General features: G+C 42.9%; 26 protein-coding genes and 2 riboswitches. Of the genes, 3 read left to right on the top strand and 23 right to left on the bottom strand.

From position 1 onward, the window contains the following. Positions 1-63 precede the first annotated feature (63 nt). The 17 genes from sufB to AC0VX1_RS24830 all read right to left on the bottom strand — a co-directional run bounded on the left by sufB (position 64) and on the right by AC0VX1_RS24830 (position 18,510). Positions 64-1,461, bottom strand: coding sequence for a Fe-S cluster assembly protein SufB (gene sufB, locus AC0VX1_RS24750; protein WP_053536753.1), 1,398 nt, complete (start codon positions 1,459-1,461; stop codon positions 64-66). Positions 1,462-1,516: 55 nt separating this feature from the next. Continuing rightward, a complete protein-coding gene (sufU, locus tag AC0VX1_RS24755; protein ID WP_034310148.1) occupies positions 1,517-1,945 on the bottom strand; it encodes a Fe-S cluster assembly sulfur transfer protein SufU in 429 nt (142 codons plus the stop codon). After that, a complete protein-coding gene (locus tag AC0VX1_RS24760; RefSeq protein WP_048688225.1) occupies positions 1,935-3,164 on the bottom strand; it encodes a cysteine desulfurase in 1,230 nt (409 codons plus the stop codon). Before AC0VX1_RS24760 ends, sufU begins: the two co-directional genes overlap by 11 nt. After that, positions 3,164-4,465 carry a Fe-S cluster assembly protein SufD gene (gene sufD, locus AC0VX1_RS24765; protein ID WP_034310144.1) on the bottom strand — a complete coding sequence of 434 codons (1,302 nt, stop codon included), beginning with the start codon at positions 4,463-4,465 and terminating at the stop codon, positions 3,164-3,166. The genes AC0VX1_RS24760 and sufD overlap by 1 nt, the downstream gene beginning before the upstream one ends. A gap of 15 nt (positions 4,466-4,480) precedes the next feature. Continuing rightward, positions 4,481-5,266 (bottom strand): Fe-S cluster assembly ATPase SufC, encoded by a 786-nt coding sequence (gene sufC, locus AC0VX1_RS24770; RefSeq protein WP_148358289.1) that lies wholly within the window; start codon positions 5,264-5,266, stop codon positions 4,481-4,483. Between the two features lie 450 nt (positions 5,267-5,716). Next, positions 5,717-5,947 (bottom strand): YuzK family famiily protein, encoded by a 231-nt coding sequence (locus AC0VX1_RS24775; RefSeq protein WP_096339331.1) that lies wholly within the window; start codon positions 5,945-5,947, stop codon positions 5,717-5,719. 727 nt (positions 5,948-6,674) lie between these two features. Then, on the bottom strand, positions 6,675-7,511 hold the full coding sequence (locus tag AC0VX1_RS24780) for a MetQ/NlpA family ABC transporter substrate-binding protein (protein WP_413007992.1): 837 nt from the start codon (positions 7,509-7,511) through the stop codon (positions 6,675-6,677). Between the two features lie 15 nt (positions 7,512-7,526). Continuing rightward, positions 7,527-8,195 carry a methionine ABC transporter permease gene (locus AC0VX1_RS24785; protein WP_034310130.1) on the bottom strand — a complete coding sequence of 223 codons (669 nt, stop codon included), beginning with the start codon at positions 8,193-8,195 and terminating at the stop codon, positions 7,527-7,529. Continuing rightward, positions 8,188-9,222, bottom strand: a complete 1,035-nt coding sequence (locus AC0VX1_RS24790) for a methionine ABC transporter ATP-binding protein (protein ID WP_057278064.1) — start codon at positions 9,220-9,222, stop codon at positions 8,188-8,190. Before AC0VX1_RS24790 ends, AC0VX1_RS24785 begins: the two co-directional genes overlap by 8 nt. A gap of 153 nt (positions 9,223-9,375) precedes the next feature. Further along, positions 9,376-9,488: riboswitch (SAM riboswitch) on the bottom strand. Positions 9,489-9,605: 117 nt separating this feature from the next. After that, positions 9,606-10,916, bottom strand: a complete 1,311-nt coding sequence (locus AC0VX1_RS24795) for an O-acetylhomoserine aminocarboxypropyltransferase/cysteine synthase family protein (RefSeq protein ID WP_475469468.1) — start codon at positions 10,914-10,916, stop codon at positions 9,606-9,608. Positions 10,917-11,015: 99 nt separating this feature from the next. Continuing rightward, a riboswitch (SAM riboswitch) is annotated at positions 11,016-11,123 on the bottom strand. Between the two features lie 145 nt (positions 11,124-11,268). Next, positions 11,269-11,577 carry a thioredoxin family protein gene (locus AC0VX1_RS24800; protein WP_053537408.1) on the bottom strand — a complete coding sequence of 103 codons (309 nt, stop codon included), beginning with the start codon at positions 11,575-11,577 and terminating at the stop codon, positions 11,269-11,271. 3 nt (positions 11,578-11,580) lie between these two features. Continuing rightward, positions 11,581-11,946, bottom strand: coding sequence for a toprim domain-containing protein (locus AC0VX1_RS24805; protein ID WP_057278065.1), 366 nt, complete (start codon positions 11,944-11,946; stop codon positions 11,581-11,583). A 95-nt stretch (positions 11,947-12,041) separates the two neighbouring features. Continuing rightward, positions 12,042-12,425: a glycine cleavage system protein GcvH gene (gcvH, locus tag AC0VX1_RS24810; protein ID WP_034310122.1), complete on the bottom strand. Its 384-nt coding sequence runs from the start codon at positions 12,423-12,425 to the stop codon at positions 12,042-12,044. A gap of 95 nt (positions 12,426-12,520) precedes the next feature. After that, a complete protein-coding gene (locus tag AC0VX1_RS24815) occupies positions 12,521-12,877 on the bottom strand; it encodes an arsenate reductase family protein (protein WP_034310119.1) in 357 nt (118 codons plus the stop codon). A 141-nt stretch (positions 12,878-13,018) separates the two neighbouring features. Then, on the bottom strand, positions 13,019-14,806 hold the full coding sequence (locus AC0VX1_RS24820) for an acyl-CoA dehydrogenase family protein (protein ID WP_057278067.1): 1,788 nt from the start codon (positions 14,804-14,806) through the stop codon (positions 13,019-13,021). A gap of 69 nt (positions 14,807-14,875) precedes the next feature. Continuing rightward, positions 14,876-16,054: an acetyl-CoA C-acetyltransferase gene (locus AC0VX1_RS24825; protein WP_048688201.1), complete on the bottom strand. Its 1,179-nt coding sequence runs from the start codon at positions 16,052-16,054 to the stop codon at positions 14,876-14,878. 71 nt (positions 16,055-16,125) lie between these two features. Beyond that, entirely contained in the window at positions 16,126-18,510 is a 2,385-nt protein-coding gene (locus AC0VX1_RS24830; RefSeq protein WP_475469471.1) for a 3-hydroxyacyl-CoA dehydrogenase/enoyl-CoA hydratase family protein, read from the bottom strand. 209 nt (positions 18,511-18,719) lie between these two features. On the opposite strand from AC0VX1_RS24830, the gene AC0VX1_RS24835 reads away from it, so the two are divergent. After that, positions 18,720-18,854 carry a YuzL family protein gene (locus tag AC0VX1_RS24835; protein ID WP_072273724.1) on the top strand — a complete coding sequence of 45 codons (135 nt, stop codon included), beginning with the start codon at positions 18,720-18,722 and terminating at the stop codon, positions 18,852-18,854. A gap of 49 nt (positions 18,855-18,903) precedes the next feature. On the opposite strand, the gene AC0VX1_RS24840 is transcribed toward AC0VX1_RS24835, so the two are convergent. Then, positions 18,904-19,821 carry a proline dehydrogenase family protein gene (locus tag AC0VX1_RS24840; protein ID WP_475469473.1) on the bottom strand — a complete coding sequence of 306 codons (918 nt, stop codon included), beginning with the start codon at positions 19,819-19,821 and terminating at the stop codon, positions 18,904-18,906. A 148-nt stretch (positions 19,822-19,969) separates the two neighbouring features. On the opposite strand from AC0VX1_RS24840, the gene AC0VX1_RS24845 reads away from it, so the two are divergent. Both AC0VX1_RS24845 and AC0VX1_RS24850 read left to right on the top strand, forming a co-directional pair. Further along, the gene (locus AC0VX1_RS24845; protein ID WP_034310108.1) at positions 19,970-20,248 is read left to right on the top strand and encodes a hypothetical protein; all 279 of its coding nucleotides are present in this window, start codon (positions 19,970-19,972) and stop codon (positions 20,246-20,248) included. A 13-nt stretch (positions 20,249-20,261) separates the two neighbouring features. Beyond that, on the top strand, positions 20,262-20,597 hold the full coding sequence (locus tag AC0VX1_RS24850) for a spore coat protein (RefSeq protein WP_063574745.1): 336 nt from the start codon (positions 20,262-20,264) through the stop codon (positions 20,595-20,597). A gap of 82 nt (positions 20,598-20,679) precedes the next feature. Here AC0VX1_RS24850 and AC0VX1_RS24855 read toward each other — a convergent pair whose 3' ends face one another. The 5 genes from AC0VX1_RS24855 to AC0VX1_RS24875 all read right to left on the bottom strand — a co-directional run bounded on the left by AC0VX1_RS24855 (position 20,680) and on the right by AC0VX1_RS24875 (position 25,502). After that, positions 20,680-21,852 (bottom strand): FtsW/RodA/SpoVE family cell cycle protein, encoded by a 1,173-nt coding sequence (locus AC0VX1_RS24855; RefSeq protein WP_063574744.1) that lies wholly within the window; start codon positions 21,850-21,852, stop codon positions 20,680-20,682. A 146-nt stretch (positions 21,853-21,998) separates the two neighbouring features. After that, positions 21,999-22,880, bottom strand: coding sequence for a metal ABC transporter permease (locus AC0VX1_RS24860; protein ID WP_106027060.1), 882 nt, complete (start codon positions 22,878-22,880; stop codon positions 21,999-22,001). Beyond that, positions 22,877-23,800 (bottom strand): metal ABC transporter permease, encoded by a 924-nt coding sequence (locus tag AC0VX1_RS24865; protein ID WP_475469476.1) that lies wholly within the window; start codon positions 23,798-23,800, stop codon positions 22,877-22,879. The genes AC0VX1_RS24860 and AC0VX1_RS24865 overlap by 4 nt, the downstream gene beginning before the upstream one ends. A 10-nt stretch (positions 23,801-23,810) precedes the next feature. Then, positions 23,811-24,566, bottom strand: a complete 756-nt coding sequence (locus AC0VX1_RS24870) for a metal ABC transporter ATP-binding protein (RefSeq protein WP_413007980.1) — start codon at positions 24,564-24,566, stop codon at positions 23,811-23,813. A gap of 12 nt (positions 24,567-24,578) precedes the next feature. Continuing rightward, positions 24,579-25,502, bottom strand: coding sequence for a metal ABC transporter solute-binding protein, Zn/Mn family (locus AC0VX1_RS24875; protein ID WP_475469478.1), 924 nt, complete (start codon positions 25,500-25,502; stop codon positions 24,579-24,581). Between the last annotated feature and the right edge of the window lie 539 nt (positions 25,503-26,041).

The following is a 26,041-nucleotide window of genomic DNA, read 5'->3' on the forward strand; positions in this document are numbered from 1 at the left end:
AACCCGGCAGGCTTTTGTATGAATGATTATTCTAAATCGCCTTACAGGCAGGCCAGTCGGTTATTATCCGATGGAGCCTTCCATTTCGAACTTGATCAGACGGTTCATTTCAACCGCATATTCCATTGGAAGTTCTTTTGTAAATGGTTCGATGAAGCCCATTACGATCATTTCCGTTGCTTCTTGCTCAGAAATTCCGCGGCTCATCAAGTAGAACAATTGTTCTTCAGATACTTTGGAAACCTTCGCTTCGTGTTCAAGGGAAATATTATCATTCAAGATTTCATTGTAAGGGATCGTATCAGATGTAGACTGATTATCCATGATTAATGTATCACATTCAATGTTGGAACGAGCTCCATCCGCTTTACGTCCAAAATGAACGATACCACGGTATGTTACTTTACCGCCCTGTTTAGAAATTGATTTAGATACAATCGTTGAAGATGTATTTGGCGCTAGGTGAATCATTTTCGCTCCCGCGTCTTGGTGTTGGCCTTTACCTGCTATGGCAATCGATAATGTCATACCGCGAGCGCCTTCACCTTTTAAGATGACAGCAGGATATTTCATTGTCAATTTCGAACCGATATTACCATCAATCCATTCCATTGTTGCATTAGCATCACAAACCGCACGTTTCGTAACCAGGTTAAACACGTTGTTTGCCCAGTTTTGGATCGTCGTGTAACGGCAGTAAGCATCTTTCTTGATAACAATCTCAACAACCGCACTATGAAGGGAGTTAGTTGTATAAACAGGAGCTGTACAACCTTCTACATAGTGAACGGATGCGCCTTCATCAACAATGATTAGCGTACGTTCGAATTGCCCCATGTTTTCAGAGTTGATCCGGAAATAAGCTTGGAGCGGAGTATCCACTTTAACGCCTTTTGGTACATAGATGAATGATCCACCTGACCAAACTGCCGAGTTCAATGCAGAGAATTTATTGTCAGTAGGCGGGATCGTTTTCCCGAAATGCTCACGGAAGATATCTTCATTTTCACGAAGTGCTGAGTCCGTATCTTTAAACACGATACCCAAGTCTTCCAATTCTACTTTCATGCTATGGTAAACCACTTCAGATTCATATTGGGCAGATACACCGGCAAGGTATTTTTGTTCGGCTTCAGGAATTCCCAATTTATCAAAAGTCTGTTTGATTTCATCAGGAACTTCATCCCAAGACTTCTCTGATTTCTCTGATGGCTTAACATAGTATGTGATTTCATCGAAGTTCAGGCTCTGCATGTCGCCGCCCCATTGAGGCATTGGCATGTTGTAGAAATGCTCCAATGATTTCAAACGGAAATCAAGCATCCATTGCGGTTCATCCTTCATTCGAGAAATTTCTTCCACGATTTCTTTTGTCAGACCACGCTTTGAACGGAAGATGGAAACATCTTTATCCGCAAAGCCATATTTATAATCGCCGATATCAGGCATTTTCTTTGCCATAGCTCGTATTCCTCCATTTCAAATGGCTGAATTACAACAGCTCATTTTAATTTAATTATTCCTTCAATCCCTTTTCCATGGCTTTCCAAGCTAGGGTAGCACACTTGATTCGGGCAGGAAATTTAGAAACACCCTGAAGGGCTTCAATATCCCCAAGGTCCATCTCATCGTCGTATTCTTTTCCCTGAATCATTAAGGAAAAAGTCTCGGACATCGCTAGGGCAGTATCAACGTCTTTGCCCTTAATGGCTTGCGTCATCATGGAAGCCGAACTCATCGATATCGAACAACCATCACCATCGAATTTAACATCGCTGACCTTGCCGTCTTCAATCTTCATCGTTAAACGAATCCGATCGCCGCAAGTTGGATTATTCATATCGATTGTCATGCTTCCATCTTCTAGCATGCCCTTATTACGAGGTTTCTTATAGTGATCCATAATGACTTGACGGTAAAGTGTATCAAGGTTATCAAAAGACATTACTGAAATACTCCTTCGTTTTAACAAGCCCGGACACAAGCTTATCAATATCTTCTTCCGTGTTATATAGATAGAAACTTGCTCTTGCTGTCGCTGATACGTCAAGCCATTTCATTAATGGCTGTGCGCAGTGGTGACCGGCACGGACAGCAATTCCATCTGCATCAAGAACGGTAGCGACATCATGTGGATGTACGTCATCAATATTAAAGGTTATTACACCAGCACGCTTTTCTGCATCTTTAGGACCGTAAATGGTCAGCCCTTCAACTGCTGACATTTTCTCCATTGCATAAGCGGCGAGCTTATGTTCATGCCGTTCAATATTATCCAAACCGATTTCCTCCAAGAAATCAATGGCAGCCCCCATGCCGATGGCGCCGGCGATGATTGGGGTACCGCCTTCGAATTTCCACGGGAGTTCTTTCCATGTAGACTCATACAAACCTACAAAATCAATCATCTCTCCGCCGAATTCGATCGGTTCCATTTTTTCCAGAAGATCTTTCTTGCCATATAATGCGCCGATGCCTGTTGGACCGACCATTTTATGACCTGAGAAGGCAAAGAAATCACAATCCAAATCACGGACATCCACTTTTAGATGCGGCGTGCTTTGTGCCCCGTCGACTACCATCACAGCATTGTGATCATGGGCAATTTGGGCGATTTCCTTCACAGGATTGATAACGCCAAGCACATTCGAAACCTGCATGATGGACACGATTTTCGTTGCTTCCGTAATTGTAGCCCTCGCATCGTCAACGGAAATCGTGCCATCTTCCTGAAGCGGAATATACTTCAATACAGCGCCTTTTTCTTTGGCAAGCTGCTGCCACGGAATGATATTACTGTGATGCTCCATGTAAGAGATGACGATTTCGTCACCCTCTTTAATATTTGCACCACCGTAACTTCTTGCTACAGTATTTAAAGCAGTCGTTGTGCCTCTGGTAAAGATGATTTCTTCTGTAGAAGAAGCATTAATGAATTTACGTACCTTTTCACGAGCACCTTCATACGCATCCGTAGCTTTTGTTCCTAGTGTATGCACCCCGCGGTGAACATTCGAGTTATAGCCGCGGTAATATTGCTCAATCGCTTCAATCACTGCAGCCGGTTTTTGAGAGGTTGCAGCACTATCTAAATAAACTAATGGCTGACCATTGACTTCTTGATCTAATATTGGAAAAAGCTTACGAATTTCGTATGGGTTCATTACTGTACTTTCCTTTCAATGACCGCTACTAATTGTTTTTTGACTCCCTCAATTGGAAGCTCGTTAACAACAGGGGCCAAGAATCCGTGAATGACAAGTCTTTCTGCTTCTTTCTTTGTAATACCACGGCTCATTAAATAATACAGTTGAAGCGGGTCGACACGGCCGACTGAAGCAGCATGACCAGCCGTTACATCATCTTCATCGATCAAGAGGATCGGATTGGCGTCTCCGCGTGCTTTTTCACTTAACATCAATACACGTGACTCTTGTTCCGCATTGGCCTTTGTAGCACCATACTCTATTTTCCCAATGCCATTAAAAATGGAGGATGCGGATTCTTTCATGACACCGTGCTTAAGGATATAACCCTCAGAGCGTTTGCCATAATGAATGATGGCTGTCGTGAAGTTCTGCTTTTGTTCCCCGCGTCCGACTACAACGGTTTTTGTATCACCGTGAGAGCCATCGCCCATTAGATATGTTGTATTATCTGAAATCGTATTTCCGTCGTTCATCAGGCCAAGCGCCCACTCAATACGTGCGTCACGTCCTGCCACTCCACGGCGGTTAACATATGTCGTGAAGCCTTTTGAAAGGGTATCGACCGCACCATATTGGACTTTGGCATTCGCATTTGCAAATACTTCAGTTACGATGTTGGCAACACCTTCGTTAGACTCAACGGTTGAGAAATAGTTCTCTACATATGTGACAGAGCTATTATCTTCAGCTACGATCAAGACATGGTTGAAAAGTGTAGTATCCGGATTATCCAGAAGGAATACCGATTGAATCGGCTCTTTGATTTCTACATTTTTCGGAACATAAAGGAATGCTCCCCCATTAACCAATGCAGCATGAAGCGCCGTTAAACGATGCTCATCTATTTTAACGCCGTCTTTCATGAAATATTTTTGCACAAGCTCAGCATGATCGCGAGCCGCTGATAAAATATCCGTAAAAATGACGCCTTGTTCTTTCACATTTGCTGACAGATTGATATGTGCCGGCGTATTATTGCGTTGGATGTATAAGTTTTCATTTTCTTCAATGATGGACTTAATTTCTTCCGGAAGCTCCTCTAAAGAGGCAAAAGCTTCACTCTCAACCGTATGAGTTTGGAAAGAAGTGAAATTCCATTTATCGATTTTCGTTTTATCCGGCTTTGGCATCGGGAGCTTTTCTAATTCAGAAAACGCTTGAATCCGAAGCTCGGATAGCCAAGCTGGATCATTATTTTTAGTTGAATAGGAGCTTATATCCTCTTGTTCAAACGGTAATTTCGTTTCTGTAGTCATTGCAAATCCTCCTACTTACGCTTCTTCGCCAACAGTTTCGTCTTCAATGCCCAATTCTTGTTTAATCCAGTCATAACCTTCCGCTTCCAAGCGGGCAGCAAGTTCAGGACCGCCTGATTTTACGACACGCCCTTGCATCATTACATGTACAAAATCAGGAGTGATGTAATTTAATAGACGTTGGTAGTGAGTGATGATCAAGCACCCAAAGTCTTCTCCGCGCATTTCGTTGATTCCTTTTGAAACGACTTTAAGTGCATCGATATCTAGACCTGAATCAATCTCATCCAAGATTGCAATTTTAGGTTGGATCATCATTAATTGAAGAATCTCGTTGCGTTTTTTCTCTCCGCCTGAGAAACCTTCATTTAAATAGCGTTGCGCCATATCTTCATCCATTTCAAGGAATTCCATTTTTTTGTCCATTTGACGGATGAATTTCATCAATGAAATTTCATCGCCTTCTTCACGGCGTGCGTTAATGGAAGAACGTAAGAAGTCTGCATTTGTAACACCGCTGATTTCACTTGGATATTGCATAGCAAGGAATAGACCGACACGAGCGCGCTCGTCTACTTCCATCTCCAATACATCTTCACCATCGAATGTGATGCTTCCGCTAGTTACCTCATATTTAGGGTGACCCATGATTGCTGATGATAAAGTTGATTTACCAGTTCCATTTGGTCCCATGATCGCATGGATTTCCCCACCTTTAACTTCAAGGTTTACCCCTTTTAAAATCTCTTTGCCTTCAATTGATACGTGCAGATCTTTAACCGTTAATGTAGAAGCTGACATAATAATACCTCCGTGAACTAATTCCAATTTTATTACCAGAAAGTAAAGATTACTTTCATTACTATAATTTCCGTAAAAGCATTCTCACTTTATTCTCATTCCAATTTTATAACAAATCCAATTTGGAATCAACTAAATAGATAGGGGTTTCCACTTCGGCCATGTTAAAAACCTGTCCTATTCTTACAATACTAACAGATATGGCCTGTTTACTGCATATTCATACTTATTTTAGCTTTTGTTAAAATTATCTTATTATTCGGCAAATCTTCGTCCTTATTACTATATGTTCAAAGGATTCGATTGCAAGGTACGAACGTTCCGCTTAAAAAGAAAAAAATCGGACTGTCAGGTATTATGTAAGTTTATCCAATAAGGAAACCCTTATTTTATGGACCACTTTCCATTTTACCTCTACAGGCCGATCTTTTAAAGAATTCTTTTATATGCTTAGCCGTGAATTTTGCGTTGTAGGTCCTGGACCATTTTGTTGCACTTTACATGTTCCCTATCCCGTTCTTTCTCAACCTCGATACGGAGGTCTAAGTCTCTACTGTACTCACTGTAGCCAATCCCATGTGAAGACTGCATCGCCTTTTCCATTTCGCTTGTTACATTTAAATCCAGAGTATTGATAGTGAACCATCCTTTCAAATTTGTGTATCTTTTTTTTACCTTCATTATCTCTATACCCTCTCCTTTCCTGATTAAACATGAAAGGAATTAAATTAAGCCCCAGACTGAAACAACCTGGATCATCATTATAGCGAGCTGGTTTGTCCGTTCAGCTTTTACATAATGCGTCGCTCATAATTTTTAGTTTGTCTACAGTTTTTTAGATTTTTAGGTTTTCCAAATTTGAACGTTACTTTCCACTTCAGGCACTCGCTTTCCGCGGGCGGTCCGGAAGCCTCCTCGGCGCTTTTGCGCCTGCGGGTCTCCCCTTGACTCGCTTTTCCCGCAGGAGTCTCGAACACCCGCTCCAATCCACTAAGACTACACAATCAGATAGAATCACTTTCACCTACATTCTATATTCCGTTCAATGCCGGTTAGGATTTCCGTGATAAAGTGCTTCACTTCACTAAGTTCGGCAGCTTTATTAATCATTTGTTCAATCAGAGGCTCTTAATCGAGTATTTCCGGGTGTTACTATCGTCCCAACACAAATCCGTTACTGTCTGCTGAAGCATACATGAATAAAACCTGAAGCTGTTGACGCAGATTCCGCAACCATGGCTATGTGTAATATGAGCGTTTTGGTTGTTATCCCTGCCCATCGGCACTCAATAACAAATGTAGAGGGCTATTATGATTCAAATCCAATAAAAAAAAAGGTTTCGGAATGAGACCATTCCGAAACCTTTTTAAACTGCGACCTGAATTAAATCAGGTCGCCATTCTCGAATTATTTATCCGCCGGTACAACTGCACCTTTGTATTCTTTAAGAATGAAATCTTGAATTTTTTTAGAATGCAATACTTCTACAAGCGCTTTGATTGCTTCTTTATTTTCGTCACCTTTGTTTACGGCAATGACATTCACATAAGGTGATTCGGAATCTTCAATCGCAATTGAATCTTCAAGCGGATTCAAACCGGCGTCAATTGCATAGTTGGAGTTGATCAAGACTGCATCGCCTTCGCCGCTCTCATAAATTTTAGGAAGCAGGGCCGCTTCATAATCTGCATCGAATTTAAGGTTTTTCTTATTTTCAACGATGTCTTTCGTTGTAGCCGTCGTTTTATCGATGCCTTCTTTCAAAGTGATCAGGCCATTCTTTTCCAAAAGGGATAAAGCGCGTCCATGATCAGCAACAGAGCTGCTCATAATAATTGTTGCGCCTTCCGGAAGTTTATCAATGCTTTTATATTTTTGTGAATATAGAGCAATCGGCTCGATATGGATTCCGCCAGCATTGACGAAGTCATATCCATTTTCTTTAATTTGCCCCTCTAAATATGGAATGTGTTGAAAGTAGTTAGCATCCAATTCCTTATCATTCAACGCCTTATTCGGTAAAACATAGTCCTGGAACGTTTCAATTTCCAAATCGATTCCTTTTTCTTTAAGAAGCGGTTTAGCTTTCTCAAGGATTTCTGCATGAGGAACATTGGATGCCCCTACAACTATTTTCTTCGATTCTTTATCCGTATCGCTGCCGCTTTTATCCTTTTCACTTCCACAAGCAGCCAAAGCGATAGATAACACTAAGATTAATGCAAATCCTAAAAACTTTTTCATCCTATTCATCTCCCTTTATCTTTTGTCCAATTTAGATGTAATCACATCTCCAATAATTTGAATTATGAAGACGATAATTAGAATAACGATTGTCGCTACAAGCGTAACGTCATTTTGATTTCTTTGATAGCCGTCCAAATAGGCTAGGTTACCAAGCCCGCCAGCGCCGATGACCCCGGCCATTGCGGTATATCCAACCAATGCAATCGATGTTACCGTAATCCCGGAAATAAGGGCAGGCATCGACTCTGGAAGAAGGACCTTCCAAATGATCGTGCTCGTTTTTGCCCCCATCGATTTAGCGGCTTCAATTACACCTTTATCGATTTCACGAAGGCCGATTTCAACCATACGCGCATAAAATGGGGCAGCACCGATAATAAGTGCCGGCAGTGCAGCGTTCTCACCGATCATGGAACCGACAAGCGCTTTAGTGAAAGGAATGAGCAGCACGATCAAAATAAGAAATGGAATGGAACGGAATATATTGACGACAGCACTCATGACTCCGTTAACAGCCCGGTTTTGCCACATATTACCCTTCCCTGTCAGGAAAAGGATCAATCCTAGTATTATGCCTATAAAAAAGGTTGCCACTACAGAGACGCTTGTCATGTAAAGCGTTTCTTTCGTAGCTTCAATGATGTCTTCCCAATCAACATTCGGCAATAATTCTTCAAGCATGAGTAATCACCTCCACGCCTACCTGCTGTGCTCTAATGAATTCGATTGCGCGGAGCATTTCATCCTCTTTGCCATCTAGATGGATAAACAATGTTCCATATGAACCGCTTCTTGTTTGGGATATCTTACCTTGAACGATATTGACATCCAACTCGAAGTTACGTACAAGCTTGGTGATCAATGGGCTTTCTGCATGATCACCTACAAAGGTCAATTGAATCACTTTGCCGGCTGGGTAGCGTTCGAGCAAATGGTCCATCGTTTCTTTCGTTTCTTCCGGTTCCGTTACCTGTTGCACGAAACGCTTCGTCATTTGTTCTTTAGGATTCTTGAAGACATCCAGGACAGGACCCTGTTCAACAACCTGCCCGCTTTCCATCACGGCGACGCGATGGCAGATTTTACGTATTACATGCATTTCATGCGTAATCAAGACGATCGTCAATCCCAAACGCTGATTGATGTCAACAAGCAATTCGAGTATGGAGTCGGTAGTCTGCGGATCCAATGCAGAAGTCGCTTCATCACACAGCAGCACTTTAGGGTCATTTGCAAGAGCCCTGGCTATTCCCACCCTTTGCTTTTGCCCTCCGCTTAATTGCGAAGGATAGGCCTTTTCCCTGCCTTCAAGTCCGACTAACTTGATCAATTCGTTCACACGCTTGGTGCGTTCAGGTTTAGAAATACCTGCAATTTCCAACGGGAAAGATATATTCTCCTGAACGGTCCTTGACCATAATAGATTGAAATGCTGGAAAATCATGCTGATTTCTTGACGGGCCTTACGGAGCTGAGCCCCTTTAATTTTTGAAATTTCCTTTTCAGCCACCACAACGGATCCCTCTGTCGGTGTTTCCAATCCATTGAGCATTCTGATCAAAGTACTTTTCCCCGCTCCACTGTAACCGATGATCCCGAAAATCTCGCCTTTATTTATTTCAACATTCACATTATTTACAGCCTTGATCGTCTCACTGTTTCCTTTTCCTGTTCGGAACAGCTTACTGACTTTCGTCAAAGTAATCATTAACCCTCACCTCTTTTATCCAATAAAACCTATGAACTTAGTTGATTTCTCTACATTATTAGTCTGTTTCTCCTATCATGTAAATGTTTTCCCAATTAAAATAGAAAAAACCTTTCTGCATGAGCAGAAAGGCAGGTGAAGAAACAGGCCTTCCTCTCATCTTCCAAAGTGATTAAACTTTGTGTGAATTGGCACCTTTCCAAGGAAATCTCCTTGTCGGTTGCCGGGTTTCATCGGGCACATCCCTCCACCTCTCTTGATAAGAGCTAATATATAGAATATTTGTACATCATTAAGTTCTTTAGTATGGAGAAATTTTAACATAGATAAAAAAGGAGCGCAATGTATATTATTTCTAGTACAAGAATGAACAGGAACTTTGCTTAAAGCGTTTTGGAAGTCAAGGAGACGATGTTCGTCGCCTTTTCAATTGCCTGCTCCAAATCTTCTATTAAGTCGTCTACATTTTCAATCCCAATCGATAAACGGACTTGATCGGCACTTACACCCGCTTTCGCAAGACCCGCCTCATTCAATTGTTGATGGGTCGTACTTGCTGGGTGGATGATCAAGCTCTTCGCATCCCCTACATTCGCCACATGGGACCATAATTCCACCGAATTGATAAGTTTTGCCCCAGCTTCGCGATTACCTTGAATCCCAAATGTGACGACAGATCCAGCTCCCTTTGGCAAATATTTATCCGCAAGGGCTTTATCGGGATGTTCCTCATCACCAGGATGTGAAACCCAGGTCACGGCAGGATGGTTTTTTAAATATTGAATGACAGACTTGGTGTTTGATAGATGCTCTTTCATTCTTACATGCAGCGTTTCAAGTCCAAGCGTAAACTGGAATGCACTTTGGGCACTTAGCGCAGGGCCCAAATCACGGAGTAACTGGACCCGGGCTTTCGTTATGAATGCGGCAGGGCCAACTGCCTCGGCGTATACCAGACCGTCGTAACTTGGGTCAGGCTCCGTGAAGCCAGGATAGTTCGGCGAGTTCCAATCGAATTTCCCTCCATCCACGATGACACCGCCTAGCGTCGTTCCATTTCCAAGAAGCCATTTTGTAGCGGAATGGATGACAATATCCGCTCCAAAATCAATTGGTCTGCAAAGATATGGTGTCGCGAAGGTATTATCAATGATTAAAGGTATGCCGGCTTCGTGGGCGATTTCCGCTACCGCTTCAATATCGAGCACCCTCAAACTTGGATTTCCGATCGTTTCAGCAAAAATGGCTTTAGTTCTTGGTGTAATCGCCCTTTTGAAATTCTCAGGGTCATCGGGAGAAACGAACTTCACTTTGATCCCATATTTAGGAAGAGTGTTTTCGAAAAGGTTATACGTACCGCCATATAATGTAGAGGCTGAAACAATCTCATCCCCTGCAGCAGCAATATTCAGGATTGAAAGTGAGATGGCGGCCATTCCGCTTGCCGTTGCCAATCCGCCGATACCGCCTTCCAATAAGGCCATTCTTTCCTCAAAAACGCTGACCGTGGGATTATGAAGCCGTGAATATATATAGCCATTCTCCTTCAGGCCAAATAAATTTGCTGCATGGTTGGTGTCCTTGAACAAGTATGCATTGCTTTGGTAGATAGGAACGGCACGGACACCTGTTTCATCAGCTTGCAGACCGCCATGAACACTCAATGTTTCAAAACGTAACTTTTTCTCTGACATTTAATTTCACCTTTTTCTATGGATTTAGTTGGATTTATATGAAATCTGGCTTTTTATAAACAAAAAAACCACTTCAATAAGAAGAGGTTTCAAGAACACACCTCATCTACCAGAGCCAACACTCTGCTGGAATTAGCACCGTATATAAAAATTTATACCGGTTGCCGGGCTTCGTCGGGCCAGTCCCTCCGCCACTCTTGATAAGAACTATTAAATTCTGCCATTACTTAATTCAAAATATAGCATTTTAGATTAAATCAGTCAATGAATTGTTAGAATATTCTTTGTTTATTTCCTGCTCTCATTCAAATGTCAGCAACAAAGAAAACCAACCGCGGTTCTGATTGGTTTCCTAACTGATTTCCTTAAGCAATCCGTACAAATAAGGAACGGATTGAAAGGCATATATTTTTTTGTGCAGCTGCCCTTCTTTGAAAAGCAATAAGCAAGGAACACTTTCGATTTCATATGATTCGGCAATTGCTTGGATATAGTTCATATTCATTTTGCCTGCCTTCAATTCGGGGAAAAGCTCCAAGGATATCGTCAGCATCTTGGAGGCCACCTGACAGGTTCCGCATAAAGGTGTATATAAATATAAGCAAAAGGTTTCCCCATTTTCAACAGCAAGCTTACACTCTTCTTCTTTCCATTCCTGCATCAATTAGTCGTTCACCCTTTGACTTAAAAATTTCATTTTCACATTCATATTGGCAGATAGGAGCACAGTTGCGATATGATGTTCGGGTGAGCTCTCCACTTCTTTGTACATTTTATTAATATACAGGTGGTTCGCTTCCGGCATTTCCCTTCGGAACTGCTTCCGCAGCTTTTCTCCTGATTCATCTGCGTCAAAAAGGAGATAAACATCACGGTCCATCAATTCATCCACTAATTCATCCAGCTTAGTTAATGATATGGTCCCATTCGTACATCTTATTTCCACATCTTCATTTAAAACGGAGGCAACTTTTCTTTTATCGGAACTGCCTTCTACAATGATCACTTTATCGAATTCGCCCCACTCCATGTCATCACTCCATCTCACGAATTATGTGCGCAACTCACCCACTGTACAAATGAAAAAGAGAGCAGGCCTTTTCAGTCCCCCCTCTCCTTTCTTTTTTAACCGTTGATTAAACTCTCATACTCTTCAGCGCTCATCAAGTTTTCAATATCACTGCTATTAGATGGTTCAAGCACGACCATCCATGCCTTTTCATAAGGAGACTCATTTACATATTCAGGGTTGTCACTTAAATCTTCGTTCACTTCAACAACCTTGCCACTGATAGGTGCATAAAGCTCAGAAACGGTCTTAACGGATTCAACGCTTCCAAATGGTTCGTTCGCTTTCAATTCATCGCCGATTTCCGGAAGCTCAACGAATACGATGTCCCCTAGCTCGGACTGTGCGAATGCCGTAATTCCAATGCGCACTGTTCCATCTTCCGTTTTGACCCATTCATGTTCTTTAGTGTAACGAAGTTCTTTTGGTGTAGTTGTCATAATTAACCCTCCATATGTACATCTTATTTTATCTATTCCATTATAAGGTAGATTGTTTGTTTAAGTAAGGAATTAACCAAATATTTTGTGAAATTTCAGTTCCAAACCTGTTCGAATTGCTCTTCTTTGAATCCTACCGTCACTTTGGTGCCATCCGTAACAATCGGCCTTTTCAGAAGCATTCCATCTGTGGACAATATATCAAGCATCTCTGCTTCAGAAGCTTCTTTCAGCTTATCCTTTAAGCCCAGCTCCCGATATTTTTGACCGCTAGTATTGAAAAACTTCTTCAACTCCAAATTGCTGTTTTTATATAGTTGTTCTATTTCAGTTCGCGAAGGGGGATTATCCGCTATATGGATCGCTTCATATTGCAGTTCATGATTATCCAGCCACTTCTTCGCATTACGGCATGTACCGCATTTTGGGTACCAATATAATGTTAAGCCCATCATTTCACCACCTATCAATAGAATACCCGTTTTTACCACGCAATACAACGAAATGTCTTTTGAATTTCCAATGCGATTTCATCAAAGGAAATAAAGGGAATGCCTTTACGGGCATTCCCTTTACGGATTCTGACTCATTGCTTAAAGAGCATATTTTTCCGTTTCGATTACTTTGACGGATGCTTCGCGTTTTTTCGCAATGACATTGATCGGAGTGTGTCTTGTCAGCTTACGGAGCGACGAAAGCATGATGCGAAGAGTATCGCCTGTTTCCACCGCAATTAACGTTTCCTTTGCATGCTGTTCTATTTCATTGAAAGCTTCCTGAACGAAGATTTCAGTGTACAGCACTTTTTGTTTGTTCTTCTCAAGACCTGTAGCTGCAATTGCTTTTTCCGTACGCAATACCACGGATTCAGCTGCATAGGCAAGGGATGCGATATCAGCAATGTTGGAGAGGATTTCTTGTTCTTGATCAAGATTTTTGCCATATTTCTGTGCCGCAAGCCCAGCTGCCAGAATACCGATTTTCTTAGCGTTCCTAACAAGCATTTTTTCTTGTGCCAGTGGCTCATCGCCAGGTTCTTCCGGCATCATCATCATTAATTCCTCTTGCAGGCCCTGAGCTTTTTGAAGTAGCGGCAATTCCCCTTTAAGTGCTTTCTTCAGGAATGTTCCCGGGACAAGCAATCTATTGATTTCATTTGTACCTTCAAAGATTCGGTTAATACGGGAATCGCGATATGCTTTTTCAATTTCATACTCCTGCATGAAACCATAACCGCCATGAAGCTGTACGCCTTCGTCCGTAACGTAATCCAATACTTCGGAAGCAAAGAATTTATTCAATGAACATTCAATGGCATACTCAGCGATTGCAGCCGCCATTGATTTCCCATCTTTCACTTGCTCATCCGTCAATTTGCTTTGTCTTTGATCATAAAGGCCAACCGTACGATATACAGAACTTTCTGCTGCATAAATTTTAGCTGCCATTGTTGCAAGTTTTTCTTTCGTCAAGTTAAAATCGGAAATTTTCGTTTTGAACTGTTGACGTTGATTCGTATAAGCAGCTGTAATCTCAAGGGCACGTTTAGATCCGCCGACAGCACCGACGCCTAATTTATAGCGGCCGATATTCAGGATATTGAAAGCGATGATATGACCTTTTCCGGCTACACCCAAAAGGTTTTCGACTGGTACATGAACATCTTCGAGGATTAAAGTACGTGTAGATGAGCTTTTGATCCCCATTTTCTTTTCTTCAGCCCCAGTTGATACGCCTTTATAATCACGCTCAACAATGAAAGCGGAGAATTGTTCGCCGTCGATTTTGGCGTATACACAGAAGACATCTGCAAAACCTGCATTTGTAATCCATTGTTTTTCACCATTTAAAATATAGTGTGTTCCTTCTGCATTCAATTTCGCTGTCGTTTTTGCTCCCAAGGCATCTGAACCTGAGCTTGGTTCCGTTAAGGCATACGCAGCAATCTTCTCACCCGTTGCAAGTAAAGGAAGGTATTTTTTCTTTTGGTCTTCATTCCCGAATAATACGATTGGCAAAGAGCCGATACCTACATGTGCACCATGCGTAATTCCGAAACCGCCTGCAAGTGCCATTTTTTCCGTAATCAATGCAGAACTGATTTTATCGAGACCCAATCCGCTGTATTCCTCAGGAACATCAGCACCAAGTAAACCGATTTCACCTGCATGCTTCAGTAATTTAACGGAACGGTCAAACTCATGGTTTTCTAAATGTTCAACCTGCGGCAGAATTTCATTCACTACGAATTCCTCGGAAGTTTTGGCAATCATTTTATGCTCATCAGAATAATCTTCCGGTGTAAACACTTGATCATACGTAATATCTTCTATTAAGAAGGCCCCGCCTTTAATGAGGTTATCTGTAGTTTGATTGGACATGTTATTTCCTCCTATGTGTTTAAGATAGTAAACCCGCCGGAAGCATGACAGCTTCCGGAAGGGGTCGGATTACGCCATTAATTCAAACACTCCGGCAGCACCCATCCCGCCGCCGATACACATTGTCACGACTCCGAACTGTTGGTTTCTGCGCTTCATTTCATGAAGCAGGCTTAATGTCAATTTTGCTCCCGAACATCCTAGTGGATGGCCTAGGGCGATGGCTCCGCCATTTACATTGACAATCTCTTCATTCAATCCGAGCTCACGAATGATTTGAATGGATTGGGAAGCAAAGGCTTCATTCAATTCAAATAAACCAATATCCGATAATTCAAGACCCGCTAGCTTCAAAGCTTTAGGTATGGCTGCAATCGGTCCGATGCCCATAATTTCAGGCGGTACTCCTGCTACAGCAAAGGAACGGAACTTACCCATCGGTTTCATCCCCAAGGAAGAAGCCTTTTCCCCGTCCATGACCATGACCGCGGCTGCACCATCACTCGTCTGTGATGAATTCCCTGCTGTTACGGATCCCGTAACGGAGAATGCAGGTCTTAATTTTTTCAGCACTTCAGCAGTCGTTCCTGGACGAACGCCCTCATCCTGTGTAAAAGTAAATGATTTTTCCTTCAACTTAAGATCTGGCCCCACTGAACGAAGGGTAACGTCAACCGGTACGATTTCATCGGAAAACTTTCCTTCTGCAATGGCCTTAGCCGCCTTCTGATGACTTCTAACAGAAAATGCATCTTGATCGTCACGGGAAATGCCGTATTTTTTGGCAACGGCTTCAGCAGTGTGCCCCATACCCATATAATATTCCGGTGCCGTTTCCGCTAGTCTCGCGTTCGGACGTGTTACATGGCCCATCATTGGCAAAAGGCTCATGGATTCCGCTCCGCCTGCAATGACTGTATCACTTTGGCCGAGCATGATCCTTTCCGCTCCATATGCGATACTTTGCAGCCCGCTTGAACAGTAACGATTAATCGTTATGGCCGGTACTGTATAAGGCAATCCCGCCAATGCTCCAATGTTACGCGCCATGTTCAAGCCTTGTTCCGCTTCAGGCATTGCACAACCGATAATCAGGTCATCTATCGTTCCTTCATAATTCCCTGCACGCTTTAACGTTTCCTTTACGACAAGAGCCCCTAAATCATCAGGGCGTACACTAGCAAGAGAACCTTTTTTCGCTCTTCCTACCGGAGTCCTTGCTCCAGCTACTATTACCGCTTCTTTCATGAGGATCCCCCTTACTCATTTTTAAGCTATCGATCTATTGATCTCGTTTTGGCCATATCTTCATCTATTCATCAATTACGGAGTGGTTTACCTTTAACGAGCATGTGCTGCATCCTTGCCTGGGATTTCGGAGTCGAAATCAGTTTTAGGAATGCCTGTTTTTCCAGGTTCAAGATATACTGTTCATCTACTTCCGTGCCAAATGGGAGTTTCCCCCCTGCCAGGACGTATGCCAGCTCTTTGGCTATGACAAGGTCATGTTCAGATAAGAATCCTGAAAGGCGCATGGATTCCGCCCCTAATAGCAGTGCGGCATATCCAGTTTCACCTACGACAGGGATCTTTGTGCGGGCTGGAGCGGTATAGCCTTGTTCATGCATGGAAAGTACCGCCTGTTTCGCATCATATAGCTGATGATCTGCATTCACGCTTATTCCATCAGCTGAATCAAGGAAATTATTCCCTCTCGCTTCCTCGGCGGAGGTCGAAACTTTTGCCATGGCGACCGTTTCAAATACTTGGTTGGCCACTTTCTGTAAGTCGAAGTCAACGCCCTTCGGCATATTCCTCAACGTCTTCACATAAAGTTCTTTAGTCCCGCCGCCGCCTGGGATCAAGCCGACACCAGGTTCCACCAGTCCCATATACGCTTCAGTCGTTGCCTGGATGCGCGCTGCCGGAAGGGACACTTCAGCACCCCCGCCAAGTGTCATATTAAACGGGGCAACCACTACAGGAACTGCACTGTACTTAATTTTAAGCATCGCCTGTTGGAATTGGCTGATGACCATATCGAGTTCAAAAATATTGTCATCCTGCGCTTCCATCAGCATCATTGCAATATTAGCTCCAACACAGAAATTCTTTCCTTGGTTTCCGATGACCAGGCCTTTAAAATTCGTTTCCGCTTCGTCAACCGCGGCATTGATCATTTGTATGATATCCAGACCGATTGCATTATTCGGCGAAGTGAATTCAAGCAGAGCCACTCCATCGCCGATATCGATCAAGCTTGCGCCACTGTTTTTCTTGATTACGCCTTTTTGCTTCTTGATCGCTTTAAGATTGATCACTTTAGGATTTTCGACAAGCTCTTTATATTCACCATTATCATAATAGTGAACTATGCCATTTTCTTCTTTATAGAATGATGAGATGCCTTTAGCGAGCATATCCTTAACCCATTGCGGAACGGTGATGCCTTCCGCTTCCATTCGGGCTGCCGATTTTTCTACACCTATCGCATCCCAGGTTTCAAATGGGCCTGTGGACCATCCAAATCCCCATTTCATCGCTTGATCGATCGCCACGATGTCATCCGCGATATCCCCAAGCAGCTGGGCAGAATACACAAGCGCCGGATTCAGGACATTCCATAGCAATTGGCCGGCACGGTCTTCACTATAAACAAGCGCTTTCATTTTATTATCCAAGCCCTTGGCCTGTTTAGCCATTTCGATGGAAGGCGTTTTTAATCTTTTTCGTGCAGCATATTCAAGGGTTTCGGGATTCAGTTCAAGGATTTCCTTGCCTTTTTTCAAGAAGAATCCTTGTCCTGACTTGCTTCCAAGCCACCCATTCTTAAGCATTTCATTCATGAAATCAGGTATCTTGAAAACTTCTTTTTCTTCTCCGTCCACCTGGTCATAAACGTTTCTGGCAACATGTGCAAAGGTGTCCAATCCAACGACATCAAGTGTCCGGAAAGTGGCGCTAGTTGCCCTTCCGATCAACGGACCTGTAACCGAATCGACCTCACCGACACTGTATCCGCCTTTTTGCATTTCCCGCAAAGTGACCAATAAACCATAAGTTCCAATGCGGTTTGCGATGAAGTTGGGGGTATCCTTGGCTTCGACAACACCTTTTCCAAGAACATCTTCGCCAAATCGTTTCATATATTCGAGCACTTCTGGTGAAGTTGCCTTAGTAGGGATGATTTCCAACAATTTAAGATAACGCGGCGGATTGAAGAAGTGAGTTCCCAGGAAGTGCTTTTGAAAGTCCTCCGAACGTCCTTCTGCCATCGCTTCGATTGAAATTCCGGATGTATTCGATGAAACGATGCTTCCTGGTTTACGATGCTGATCAACCTGGGCGAATACGCTTTGCTTAACCTCAAGCTTTTCAACGACCACTTCGATGATCCAATCGACATCCTTTAAACGACTTATATCATCTTCCAGGTTTCCAGCCTCGATCAACGCGATGTTTCCCTTAGCCGAAAGCGGAGCTGGTTTCTGTTTTAAAAGTTTCGTAATCGCCGTTTGGCTGATGCGGTTACGCACTTGTTTATTATCTAATGTCAGTCCCTTTTTCTTTTCATCCTCAGTGAGTTCACGAGGTACAATATCCAATAATAAAGTCGGAATGCCGATGTTAGCAAGGTGTGCAGCAATCCCTGATCCCATAACTCCTGACCCTAGAACAGCAGCCTTTCGTATTTGTCGAACCAAGTTTATATCCCCCTTACACAATTTATTGAATGAATGTTCATTCATTTTTAATTCAAAAAAAATTTTGAATATTTTTTCTTATTACTAATATAGAATATATTTGGAAATTCCGCAATGATTAAACAGGAAAAAATATTTTTTTTTCTCCGCGTTCTTTCGGTTATTTCTCCTCCGTTCAGTAAAAAATAACCGGGCAGGAGGTGACTTATATAATGAAGCGTAAAGATAATCCTTCTAAAGCAGCCGTGAGCGCAGCAAGTGTTAAAGGCAATGCCGGCCCTGGCGCTGAACGTCAACATGGAATCAATAAAGTGAACAGCCAGAACAATCAGTTCAAAAGATAATCCTTCTTGATTTGAGCAGCCGTCCCTTTTCCGGGGCGGCTCTCGCTTCCTATTTCTTGAATAGGCCTTTTAAAACGAAAGCAATATTGGCTGGCCTCTCCGCAAGGCGGCGCATGAAATATCCATACCAATCCGTACCATAAGGAACATACACCCTTACCTTATATCCTTCTTTAGCAAGTTCAAGCTGCTTTTCAGTGCGGATGCCATATAACATTTGAAATTCAAATGAATCCCGGGGTATTCCCTGATCTTTGACTAGGTCCCTCGTATAATCAATGATACTATCATCATGTGTGGCAACGGCTGTGTAATTTCCATTTTGCATATGCTTCTTGATGATTTTCTTGAAATTCCCATCCACATCTTTTTTTTCAGGAAAAGCCACGTCCCTTGGTTCTTTATAAGCCCCTTTAACAAGCCTTAAATTCGGTTGGTATGCATCCAGCTCTTCAATATCCCTCTCAGTACGATACAGATAAGCTTGAATGACAGTCCCCAATTCATTATATTCAGTCTTAAGGGTTTTGAATACATCCAAAGTCGGCTGACAGCGCGGAAAATCTTCCATATCAAGCGTCACGAAAACTCGATGGGCTCTAGCTTCATCCAAGATTCTCCGCATGTTATTCATTACGACTTGTTCGGACACATCCAAGCCCATCGAGGTCAGCTTCAGGGATAACTGTGAGTCCAGTTCATTTGTGCCAATCATCCGGATGGCTTCGATGCACTCTTCTGCCATCTTCCCTGCTTCTTGTTCATCTTCAATGAATTCACCCAAATAATCAATGGTGACAGCAAGCCCCTTCCGGTTAAGTTCAGCAATCACATCACATGCCATATCCAAGGATTCTCCTGCCACGAAGCGAGATGCACCAAACCGCAGCCCGTATTTTTTCGCTGCCTGTGTCATAGCTTTATTCTTTGATAAAAAAAGGAATAGATTTTTCAAAATCCTTTCCATCTGCATTCCCCTCCAAATCATTTTGGAAAATAGATGCACAAGATTATTTTACCATTTAATTCATTTTTCAGATATTTAGAATCAAGAATAAAAAATTTCATGAAGGGAAAATTAAGCCCGATTAAAGAACACATGAGGAGGTAGAATGATGGAACAGCAAAATTCGTTTAATAGCCAACAGCAGTCGACCGGCTTTATGAAACAGCCGCCGGAGATGGTTTCGGTGAAAGATAGCTTATACTTGACCGATATGCTTGCATGGAATCTGAATGCGGTTAAAAAAGCACATTTTTTTGCCACACAATGTAAGGACCCGCAAATCATTGATGCGTTAAATCGGTGCGGACTCATGCATCAACGCCATTACGATACCATTTTGAAACATTTGAACCCGGACCAAAATCAGAGTCAACAACAATATCAATAAAGGAGGGTTCTTGATGCCCAATGAAAACAAAGTCCAAAACCCTGAATCTCCCGTGGCAAAAACACCGCAAATGAATGACAGGGATTTTATAAATGATATGCTCACAACTGAAAAGTACTTTTGTAACTCCCTTTCCGTTGCCCTGCATGAAATGAGCAATCAAGCATTATTCCAAGACATTTTCTCCATTTCCAAAGAAAATCAGGAGATGCAGCGTGAACTCTATAACCTTATGTTCGAAAAAGGCTGGTATAGTTTAGAAAAGGCGCAAGCTTCCAGCTTAAGCCAATCGCATCAACAATTTTCCGGTTATAAAAATCAATTTCCATCTGGAACGAACATTCAATAAACAAACATTCAGGGGGGTGGATTCTGCTCCTTTTGTTTTTTTGCTACAAATAAAGCCGGCCCATCGGGGGCCGGCTTTATTATTAGATATCCGTGGAAAACATATACTTCTTATAGTGATACCGAATGCTGAATATTAAGCCCATCGCCATCATGTTCCCCATGAGCGAGCTTCCTCCATAACTGACAAATGGAAGCGGAATCCCCGTAATCGGCAAAAGGCCTACAGTCATGCCGATATTTTGAAAAACGTGGAACGTCAACATGCTTATAACGCCAACACAGATATATGTATAGAAGTTATTTTTCGTGTCCATTCCCGTTTTTGTTATGTGGTAAATCAATAGGAAAAACAAGGAAATGATGATACTTGATCCGATGAAGCCGAATTCTTCACCGATGATGCTAAAAATGAAATCCGAATGACTCTCAGGCAAATACACTTCCCTCGAACCGATTCCCTTGCCCGTTGTCTGACCGGAGCCAATGGCCAGTAAGGATCTTGTTAGGTGATACCCTTCGGAGCTGGCATAATTATATGGATCCAGCCAAGAATAGATACGTCCGAATTGATAGGTTTTTACCCCTAAGTATTTTACCAGGATCTCCGGCTTCCAAATAACAAAGTAAAGGACCGTTGAAGCGACGACAATTCCTCCCGAAACGATTGGCAGCAGGATCTTCCATGATATCCCTGATATGAAAATCATTCCGAGCATGATTGACATGATGACAAGCGAGGTGCCCAAATCCGGCTGTTGCATGATTAACATTAAGGGCGCACCGGTCACAAGACCGATTTTAATAAGCAGCCAAATATCCGTTTGAATCGTTTTCAGCGTGTTTTTTAGATGATGGTTCGATATGACATTGGCTAGAGCCAAAATCAGGAAAACCTTCATGAACTCCGATGGCTGAATCGAACCGATTCCCGGAATGATGAACCAACTTTTCGCACCATTCCGAACAGGAACGATGCTTTCCGGCATAATGATCAGCAAAAATAGCAAAAACAATCCGAATCCATAGGCGTACCAAGAGATTTTTTTCAGTTGGTCCGAATCCAGTGTAATGAACCCTAATACGATTCCAATCCCCACTATATACCAAAAAATTTGTTTAATTAAGAAGTTTTCAGCGTACTGTCCAGTCGTTTGGGCACTATAGATTGCCAGGCAGCTTCCAACGCATAATAACAGCAATATTGTGACCAAAGAAAAATCTATTCGCGATGAAAATTTATTTTGTTCTTCCATACTTAACTCTCCCTTAAAAAGGCTCCTGCGATACATCTATAAATACACTTATTCATTATACTTTAAACAAATAAAATCACAACTATATAGAAGAATAGTTTACAGGCTTCATGGAGTTATTTCCATGAAGCCTGCAGGCATGGGAGCTATGCGTGTGATTCCTTTGATTTTCTCCGTTTCAGCAATAGGCTGACCAATCCATTGCCTGGGGAGAAGAGAAAGGCCAATCCGAATAATATGGCGGCCGACCCCACCATGCAACCTGATATCGAGGCATCCAAAATGGTGGCTGAATAGTAGCCGATGACGGAACTCAGCCCCCCGACCCCGATACTGACCAATATCATGCGGCTTAAACGGTCTGACAGCAGATAGGCCGTTGCCGCAGGTATGATGAGCATTCCAACTACTAAAATGGAACCTACACTATCAAAAGAAGCAACAGTTGTCAGTGAAATGAGGCTCATCAATAAGTAATGAAAGAACAGTACAGGAATTCCCATCGCGGCAGCAAGTGCTGGATCAAATGAAACGAGTTTAAACTGTTTGAAGAAAAGGAAAATCAGTATGAGGTTCAGGATAAAACAACTGCCGACTATCCAAACAGCTTTTGGTCCAGCCTCGATTCCCCCGATTGTCATCGTGTTCCACGGAGTATAGGCTATTTCCCCATAAAGGACATGTTCCAGGTCAAAATCTATTTGTTGCGTGTACAAGCTCACAAGTACGATCCCCGTTGCAAAAAGGGAAGTGAATACAATCCCGATAGCAGCGTCGGATTGAACGCCCGACGATTGGAAAAGCTGGATCAAGAACACGGTAAGCAAGCCGAGCGCAGCAGCCCCGATCAGCATTGGAACCGAATCACGGGTTCCGGTTATTAAAAATGCCAATACGATTCCCGGCAAAACGGAATGACTGATTGCATCCCCAATCAACGTCATTTTCCTGACTATCAAAAAACACCCTAATACACTGCAAGAACCCGCCACTAATGCTCCGACTAAGATAATCCAAAAATCATTCATGATGAGTGGCTCCCTTTCCTTCTATCCTGTTCGAGAGAATATTTCTTTTTTGTCGAAACCCTTCTCCATATAGATGAAAGCACTCCGCGTTTAGGTGCAAAAAGCATGGAAAAGAAAAACCATACCGTCGCGGATAAGACAATTAACGGTCCTGTCGGCAAATCATTGACAGATGTACTGATCAACGTTCCAGACACACCGCTCAACATTCCGAATATACCAGACAGGATGACCATGATGTGCAGGCGCTCCGTCCAATATCTTGCGGATACCGCTGGTGTTATCAGTAAAGATGCCATCAATACGACGCCTACAGCCTGGATACCGATCACTACAGCCGCCACGATCAGCATCATGATGAAATAATCCAGAAAAACCACCGGCAATCCCAGCCCCTTAGCAAACCCGGAATCAAAGGACAGTAATTTGAATTCTTTAAAAAATACGGTACAAGTGAAAATGAGAATGAAGGAAACCGTCATCATCATATATACATCGGACATGACCATTGACGCCGTCTGTCCGAATAAAAAGGTGTCCAATCCACTCTGGTTTCCATACTCGCTCTGCTGGATTTGCGTAAGCATCACAATTCCGAAACCAAAGAAAGAAGATAAGACGATTCCCAAGGCCGCATCCTGCTTGATCTTACTGTATCTCGTAAGCATACTGATCAAGAAGACAGCGACTAAGCCAGCCAGGGCGGCACCTATCAAAAAGTAAGAAGTGGATTTCACTCCAGTTAACATGAAGGCGACACAGATACCGGGTAACGCTGCATGTGCGAGCGTGTCACCAAGCAAAGACTGCTTTCTGAGGTAGGCAAAGCTGCCGATGACCCCGCTGCTTAATCCGAGGAGCATCGTGCCAAGCAATATCCACCTTGTATTTGGATCGGTGATAATGTCCATTATATTCATCGTGTACACCTCATTTTAATAAAAGGCCGGACTTTGTGTCTGATAGTATCGCTAGGCGGCCTCCATATGTTGCCTGTAGGTATTCGGGAATGAACACTTCTTCTGTCGGACCTATTTTCATCACCTTCTTATTCAATAACATCGTCCAGTCGAAATATTCCTTCACGGTGGATAGGTCATGGTGCACAACCAGAACGGTTTTGCCTTTTTCCTTCAATTCCATCAGCAATTGTATGATCGCTTTCTCTGTTGCGGCATCCACCCCTACGAACGGTTCATCCATAAAATAAATATCCGCTTCCTGTGCCAATGCCCGGGCCAGGAATATCCGTTGCTGCTGTCCGCCTGATAGCTGGCTGATCTGGCGGTTTGCGTATTCAGCCATCCCCACCTTCTCCAGGCACTCCATCCCCTTATGCCTTTCGGACTTCCCTGGTCGCCTCAGCCATCCGAGATGACCATATCTGCCCATCATCACGACATCAAGTGCGTTGGTCGGAAAATCCCAATCCACTGACTCCCGCTGTGGTACATAGCCGATGCTCTTCCTCATCGATTTATAAGTAGAGCCCTTGATCGTGATGTGCCCCGATATTTTCGGGATCAATTCGAGTATCCCCTTTATCAAAGTGGACTTCCCTGCTCCATTGGGGCCTATGATTCCGATTAAATTCCCCTCCGGCACCTCAAATGAGACATCTTCGACAACCGGCTTCTTATGATAAGCAATCGTTAAATTCTCGACCTTCAAAGCTGCTTGATTCATAGTTTCTCCCCCCTATTTCAAAGCACGGACGATGGTGTCCGTGTTATGACGGACCATTCCGATATACGTTCCTTCTTCCGTCCCTCTTTCACCCATGGCATCCGAGAACAATTCACCGCCGATTTCCACTTTGTGGCCCTGCTTACCTGCTCCTTGAATGACAGCCTCGATAGCCTTCCTCGGTACGCTTGACTCTATAAAAATCGCTTTTATTTTGTTCTCCACAAGATAGTTCCGCATATCCGTCACATCTTTCGATCCATATTCCGATAATGTATTGATCCCTTGGAGCCCTCTTACGTCCAGGCCATATGACTGCCCGTAGTACCCAAAAGCATCATGTGCCGTAACGAGCACCCGTTGGTCTTCTGGTACTTTATTGATTTCCTCATGGACATATTTATCAAGTTCCTCCAATTGCAGAATGTACTCCTCATAATTTTCACGATACTCCGCTTCATGGTCCGGGTCCTTGGCAATCAATTCTTTCTTAACTGCCTCCGCCGCAACGATCCAAAGCTTTACATCAAACCATACGTGGGGATCATGCTCCTTTGCACCCACTTTGCGAAGTTGGTTCTCCTTGAAGTCTTCCGTTACGGCAATCGTCGGTTTATCCTTGCTCATCATTTCAAATATATCCGTCATTTTCCCCTCAAGATGCAATCCGTTATAAAAAATCATATCAGCCGAATCCAATGTCTTCACATCACCCTGCGTCGCTTTATATAGATGGGGGTCGACTCCCGGTCCCATTAAACTTGTGACCTCGACATGTTTACCGCCGATATTCTCAACCAAATCCCCAATCATTCCCGTTGTTGTAACGACATCCAGCTTGCCATTGTCATTATCGCTTTCGGCCGTATCATTGCCGCACCCCGTTAAAACCAGCAATGCAGCAATCACGCCTCCAATAGATTTAAGAAAACCCATCCATATTCCCTCCCTTTTTCATCTTTCTAAAATAGTTTGCCATGTGCAAAATTAAGTGTAAATTTTTTTCATTGTCGCAAACGCTAAAAAGTTTCCTCTACACAACTTATTTTATACTATACACAAATATACAAAAAAAGTGCAACTATTTTTAAACATTTCAAAAAGGCGAATGACTTTTACACACAGCAAAAACTGTCAGGAGGCCCCACTAGGCAGCTTCCTGACAGTCAGTCATTCCGTATGATGAAATTATATTTATATTGTGGAGTTTTACTGGTGAACATAACTAGGGGGAGCTATTTCTGAACGACGTGAAATTCACGAATAAACGCGATTTCCACGCGTAAAGCCGCGGACTTCTTGACGGGCATTGCCACTCATTTCTCCTGTTTCAAGGAAATGGCCAAGTACGCAAATCCCAATTCGATTCCGCAAAGCAAAAACAGGGTGATTAAAGTTTGGAACATCATGTTTTCCTCCTCCTCTAAGACTTAGACCAATCTTAAAGGATGAAACCAATACCATAACAAGACCCT

It is taken from the genome of Peribacillus sp. QJM3NY_7 (assembly GCF_056173225.1).